The following is a 5,997-nucleotide window of genomic DNA, read 5'->3' as shown; positions in this document are numbered from 1 at the left end:
TCGTCGGCAGCTCGTCGCGGCGGATCGCCGTGACCTGCACGATGATGACGTCGTGGCTGCCCTTGCGGTAGATCAGCGGATAGATCGCGGGATTGCCGAGATAGCCGCCATCCCAATAATGCTCGCCGTCGATCTCGACGGCCTGGAAATAGGGCGGCAGGCAGGCCGAGGCGAGCACGGTTTCCGCCGTGAGAAGCGGGCTCTGGAACACCTTGATCTTGCCGGTGCGAACGTTGGTGGCGTTGAGAAACAGCTGCGGCGCCTCGGGCGAGGAATTGAGCCGGTCGAAATCGACGACGCGCTGCAGCAGCGTGCGGAGCGGATTGAAATGAAAGGGATTGAGCAGGCCCGGCGGCAGCGTGTGCGTCAGCGTATGGATGACGGCGTGGACCGGATGATATTCCGGCGGCAGCCTCAAGGCCTGGATCCACTGGTTCAGCGGCGACATCAGATCGTACGCCATGTCCATGCGCGACACCTCGTACCAGAATGCGTGCAGGCTCTCCCGCGCCGCCTCGGCGCCTCCGTTCGCCATGCCCGAAGCCATCGCGACCGCGTTCATGGCTCCAGCGCTGGTGGCGCTGATCGCCTCGATCGCGAGCCTGCCGTCCTCGAGCACCTGGTCGAGCACACCCCAAACGAAGGCGCCGTGCGCGCCCCCGCCCTGGAGCGCGAAGTTGACGGTCTTGCGGTCGGAGAGCCGGCTGGCTGTCACGTCGCCTCCTTGCCTCCCTTGTCTGTCTTGCCTCCCTTGCTTCCGTCGCCCTCTTTCTCCAGTGCCTTGCGCACTTCGTCGAACTCGGCCAGCGAGGCCTTGTCGGCGCGCGGGAAACGCAGGTCGAGCTTTTCCAGCGCCGCGTTGATCACCGAGCCGATCACGACGCGGGCGAACCATTTGTGGTCGGCAGGCACGACGTACCATGGCGCGTGCGATGTTGCCGTGTGACGGACGATGTCCTGGTACACCGCCTGGTAGCGCGGCCACAGCGCACGTTCCTTGATATCGTCCATGGAGAACTTCCACTGCTTGGCCGGCTGTTCCAGCCGATCGAGGAAGCGCCGGCGCTGCTCTTCCTTGGACAGGTTCAGAAAGAACTTCAGCACCACGGTGCCGTTGCGGCTGAGATAGCGCTCGAAGGCGGAGATGTCCTCGAACCGTTCCCTCCAGATGTTCTTGGTCACGAGCTTGGGCGGCAGCTTCTCCTTGGCGAGGATCTCCGGATGCACCCGCGTCACCAGGCATTCCTCGTAGTGTGAGCGGTTGAAGATGCCGATATGACCGCGCTCGGGCAACGCGATCGCGTGGCGCCAGAGAAAGTCGTGGTCGAGTTCCTTGCTGCTCGGCGCCTTGAAGGCATGGACCTCGCAGCCCTGCGGATTGATGCCCTCGAAGATCGCCTTGATCGCACTGTCCTTGCCACCGGCGTCCATGGCCTGGAACACGATCAGCAGCGACCAGCGGTCCTGCGCGTAAAGCTTCTCCTGAAATCCGACCAGCCGCTTCTTGTTGGCCTCGAGGATCGCCTGTGCTCTCTCCTTGTCGAGATCGCCCTTCTCGTCGGTCTTGTGGTCCTTCAGGTGAAACTTGCCGGAGCCATCGTAGCGGAATGGCGTGATGTAGCGGTCAAGCTCCTGGGCGAGCGATTTCGACGGCTTCTTGCTCATGAGCGCGGGTTACCTTGCGTTGCGGCTTCTTCAATCGGTCGAGCAAGCTACCAAGGATGCCCTTGGGAAGGAATATGATGAAGAGCACGAGCAGCAGCCCGTAGACCAGGTTGTCCCAGCCGACCGCCTTGGTGCCGAAGCCGATGCGCAAGCTCTCGGCCAGCATTATGGTGATGATGGCGCCGACGGTCGGGCCGAGCGAGACGAACAGGCCGCCGACGATGGCCGCGAACACCATCTGCAGCGACACCGCGATGCCGCTGACCGTATCAGGCGTGATGAACATCTGGTACTGGCAGTAGATCGCACCGGCGAGCGCCGTCATCAACGCGCTGAGCAGCGTGATCTTCAGCTTTTCGGCGGTGACGTCGACGCCGGCCGCAGCCGCAGCGTCCTCGTCTTCCGAGATCGCCTCCAGGGCATAGCGGGCCATGCTGCGGTCGACCCAGTGCCAGACCACGATGCCGAACAGCCAGACCGCGAGCGCGATCAGGTACCAGGTGGTCTTGTCGTCGAATTGCAGCGCCAGCAGCCTGTTGCCCGATGCCCGGTCCGGCGTGTAGCCGAGCGAGCCGCCGGTATAGTCGCGCGTGGCGGTGATGACCTGGAGCACGATGCCGGAAAGCGCCAGCGTCACCAGCACGAAATAATGCCCGGTGATGCGGAAGCGGAAGCAGGGATAACCGACGATCAGCGCCAGCGCGCCCGCCGCGACCATGCCGATCGGAATGCCTATCCAGGGCGTCAGGCCGAGATGATTCCACAGGAGCGCGGTGACATAGGCGCCGATCCCCATGAAGCCGCCATGTCCGAGCGAGACGAGCCCGAACCGCCCCATCATCGACCATGAGGTATAGGCGAACGACCAGATCAGGATCAGCACCAGGATGTGCAGATGATAGGGATCGCGATAGAGGAAGGGCAGCGCGACCAGCGCCGCCAGTCCGATCCCCCAGGCTGCAAGCCGCCCCTGCCCCGTCATCGGCGCCTCGCAAGCAGGCCCGCGGGCCGGATGAACATCATGACGATGAAGAAGGCGAAGGCGAGCACGTAGCCCCATTCGAGGTCGGAGAACAGGCCGCCGAGCGAGATGATCTCTGCGAACACGAAGGCGGCAATGAAGCCGCCGATGAAGTTGCCGAGTCCCCCGAGCACGCAGATCAGGAAGGTGATCGGTCCGAAGGAAAGGCCGACGAAGGGATGGACGTCGTATAGCAAAACCAGCAGGCACGCGGCGAGCCCGGCCAGCGCGCCGCCGAGCGCGGAGGTGATGAGATAGATCCGCCTGGTGTCGACGCCCATCAGCGCCATGATCTGGCGGTCCTGGGAGATGGCGCGGATCGCGGTGCCGGTGAAGGTCCGTGTCATGAACAGGTAGACCGCGACCATGCCGACCAGCGCGGCTCCGAAGGACAGCAACCGGGCGTAGCTGAAATTCATGTCGCCGAAGGCGAGCACCGGCAGGCGGATGCCGAGATTGCGGAAGTCGATGCCGAAGGCGACGGTGGCAAAGCTCTGCAGCACGAACAGCACGCCGCCGGTCGCGAGCAGCTGGTTGATCGGAGGGGCCGTCAGCAGCGGCGCGATCACGAGGTAGTGCAGCGCCGCGCCGAGCACGGCGACCAGCAGGATGGTGAGCGGGGCGGCAACGAAATAGCTGAGGCCGTAATACTGCACCAGGAAATACATACCGTACATGCCGATCATCACGAGCTCGGCATAGCAGATCCAGGTGACGTCGATGACGCCGAAGATCAGGTTGAGTCCGAGCGCGAGCAGCGCCAGCACGCCGCCGAGCAGGATACCGTTGATCACGGCCTCCAGCAGATAGATGTCGAAGACGTCGAGGAACGCCTGCATGCCAATCACACCCCGAGATACGCTTCCTTGACCGTGTCGCTCGCCAGCATCTCGGCCGAGGTGCCCGACGCCCTGATCGTGCCCGCCTCGATCAGATAGGCGCGGTCGACCACCTTGAGCACCTGCTGCACGTTCTGCTCCACGATCAGCACCGTCAGCCCGCTGGCGCGGATTCGCTTCACCAGCTCGAACACCTGCTGCACCACGACGGGAGCCAGACCCGCCGAGGGTTCGTCGAGCAGCAGCAGCTTCGGATTGGACATCATCGCGCGGCCGATCGCGCACATCTGCTGCTCGCCGCCGGACATGGTGCCGGCCATCTGGTGCCGGCGCTCCTTCAGGCGCGGGAACAGGTCGAACACGACCTCGAGGCGCTCGACGTAGTGGTCGCGCGCCTCCTTCATGAAGGCGCCCATCTTGAGATTGTCGTCGACCGTGAGCTGCGGGAACAGCCGCCGGTTCTCCGGCACATGCGCAATGCCGAGGCTGACGATCTTGTGCGGCGGCGTCGCGACGACGTCGGTGCCTTCCATCCTGATCGATCCGCGCGAGGGACGGATCAGGCCGGAGATGACGCGCATCAAGGTGGTCTTGCCCGCGCCGTTCGGGCCGATGACGCCGACGGCTTCGCCGGCCCTGACGTCGAGGTCGACATCGAACAGCGCCTGGAAGCTGCCATAGCCGGCATTGACGCCGCGAAGCTCCAGCATCGCCTAGCCCCCTGCGCGGCGGCGCGCTTCGGCGGCCGCGGCCTGCGTGGTCTCGGCATCGGTACCGAGATAGACCTCGATGACGCGCGGATCGCCCGCGACCGCGCTCGGCAAGCCTTCCGAGATCTTCTCGCCGTGATCGAGCACCATGACGCGGTCGACGACGCGCATCAGGACGCCCATGATGTGCTCGACCCAGATGATGGTGATGCCGAGCTCGTCGCGGATGTTGCGCAGCATGTCGGCGGCCTGGTCCATCTCGGCCTCGTCGAGCCCGCCGAGGCTCTCGTCGGCGAGCAACAGCTTCGGCGCAGTGGCGAGCGCCTTGGCGAGCTCGAGCTTCTTCAAGCCCGCCGCGCCGAGCCCGTCGACGCCGGCGTGACGATCGGTCGGCAGGCCGACCATCGCCAGCGAGCGCTCGGCCGCCTCCTCCGCCCTGGCGCGGCTATGGCGGCCCTGACCGTAGAAGCCCGCCAGCGCGACGTTCTCGAAGATGGTCAGGCGGCGGAAGGGGCGCGGGATCTGGAAGGTACGGCCGATGCCGCCATTGATGATCCGGTGCGGCGCAAGGCCCGCGATCTCGTGGCCGGCAAACTGGATCGAGCCGGAGGTCGGGGCCAGCGTGCCGGAGAGCATGTTGAAGATCGTGCTCTTGCCCGAGCCGTTGGGGCCGATCAGGCCGAGGATCTCGCCCTGGTCGACCCGGAACGACACGTTGTTGACGGCGGTGAAGCCGCCGAACCGCTTCACCAGGCCGCTGACTTCCAGCACCAAGGCTCTCCGCCGCTACTGGTTGCTGTAGGTGGTGCCCTTGGGTAGCGGCAGCACGGCCTCGCGCTGCGCCTGACTCTTGGGCCACACCACATAGGACTTGTCGTCGACGTACTGGATCACGACGGGGAACGAGCGTTCGTTCTGACCGGCCATTGGCGAGCCCTCGCCGTGGAATTTGACGCCGAAGCCGAGCATGGTGCCGCCTTCGGGTATGTCGGTGTCGAGTGCTGCCTTGCGCAGGGCGTCGGGGTCGATGCCGCCGTATTTCTTGATCGCTCGCGGCAGCACGTCGTTCAGGAACAAATAGGTGTTGGACGCAGCCATGCCGACATGGGCCGATCGGATGGCGAGGCCCGGCTTGCGCTTGTCGAACTCCTCGCCCACCGCCTTGATGATCGGCGGCAGCTTCGGATCCATGCTCTTCTGGTTGGCGAGCCAGATCGAGATCGGATCGGTGTTGAAGACGTAGTCGACGTCGGCGCCCAGGCCTTCCTTGAGCTTCTCATAGACCCCGTAGCCGGCGCCATGTCCGACCAACGCGCCGAACTTCAGCCCCTGCTCGCGGGCTTGGCGGAGTAGCAGGGTGATGTCGGGATTATAGCCGGTGTGGAAGACCACATCCGGCTTGGCCCGCTTCAGCTTGGTGACCAGCGCGGACAGATCCGGGGCCGTCGCCGAATAGCCTTCCCTTAGCACGATGTTGAAACCAGCCTTCTTGGCGCCGGCCTCGTTGCCCTTGGCGACATCGACACCGTAGGCGCCGTCCTCGTGGATGATCGCGACCCGCAGGTCCTTCGCATCCTTGCCGAGCTTTTCCTTCGTGTTTTGCGCGATGAAGTCCATCGTCATCATGCCGAACTGATCGCCGGAAGCCTGCGGGCGAAACACGTATTTGTAGTTCTTGTTCTCCAGCACCGCCGACGAAATGCAGGTCGTGATCCACATGAATTTCTTCAGCTGCTCGACCCGCGCTGCCACCGGCACGCAC

7 protein-coding genes are annotated in these 5,997 nt (G+C 64.5%); all 7 read right to left on the bottom strand.

Going from position 1 to position 5,997, the window contains the following annotated elements; genetic code table 11:
• Positions 1–715: patatin-like phospholipase family protein (locus tag JHD07_RS05900; protein WP_291619977.1), on the bottom strand; the 715-nt coding region annotated here is incomplete at its 3' end.
• Positions 712–1,665 (bottom strand): polyphosphate kinase 2 family protein, encoded by a 954-nt coding sequence (locus JHD07_RS05895; RefSeq protein WP_291619975.1) that lies wholly within the window; start codon positions 1,663–1,665, stop codon positions 712–714. The genes JHD07_RS05900 and JHD07_RS05895, both read right to left, overlap by 4 nt.
• Positions 1,625–2,647, bottom strand: coding sequence for a branched-chain amino acid ABC transporter permease (locus JHD07_RS05890; RefSeq protein ID WP_291619973.1), 1,023 nt, complete (start codon positions 2,645–2,647; stop codon positions 1,625–1,627). The genes JHD07_RS05895 and JHD07_RS05890 overlap by 41 nt, the downstream gene beginning before the upstream one ends.
• Positions 2,644–3,525, bottom strand: coding sequence for a branched-chain amino acid ABC transporter permease (locus tag JHD07_RS05885; RefSeq protein WP_291619971.1), 882 nt, complete (start codon positions 3,523–3,525; stop codon positions 2,644–2,646). The genes JHD07_RS05890 and JHD07_RS05885 overlap by 4 nt, the downstream gene beginning before the upstream one ends.
• A 5-nt stretch (positions 3,526–3,530) precedes the next feature.
• Entirely contained in the window at positions 3,531–4,235 is a 705-nt protein-coding gene (locus JHD07_RS05880) for an ABC transporter ATP-binding protein (protein WP_291619969.1), read from the bottom strand.
• 3 nt (positions 4,236–4,238) lie between these two features.
• Entirely contained in the window at positions 4,239–5,006 is a 768-nt protein-coding gene (locus JHD07_RS05875; protein ID WP_291619968.1) for an ABC transporter ATP-binding protein, read from the bottom strand.
• A 15-nt stretch (positions 5,007–5,021) separates the two neighbouring features.
• Positions 5,022–5,997, bottom strand: a 976-nt coding sequence (locus JHD07_RS05870; protein ID WP_291619966.1) for an ABC transporter substrate-binding protein, incomplete at its 5' end; no start/stop codon positions are given.

The organism is Bradyrhizobium sp., from assembly GCF_016462955.1.
Lineage (GTDB): Bacteria > Pseudomonadota > Alphaproteobacteria > Rhizobiales > Xanthobacteraceae > Bradyrhizobium.
This window is presented reverse-complemented; position numbering and strand designations above follow the sequence as displayed.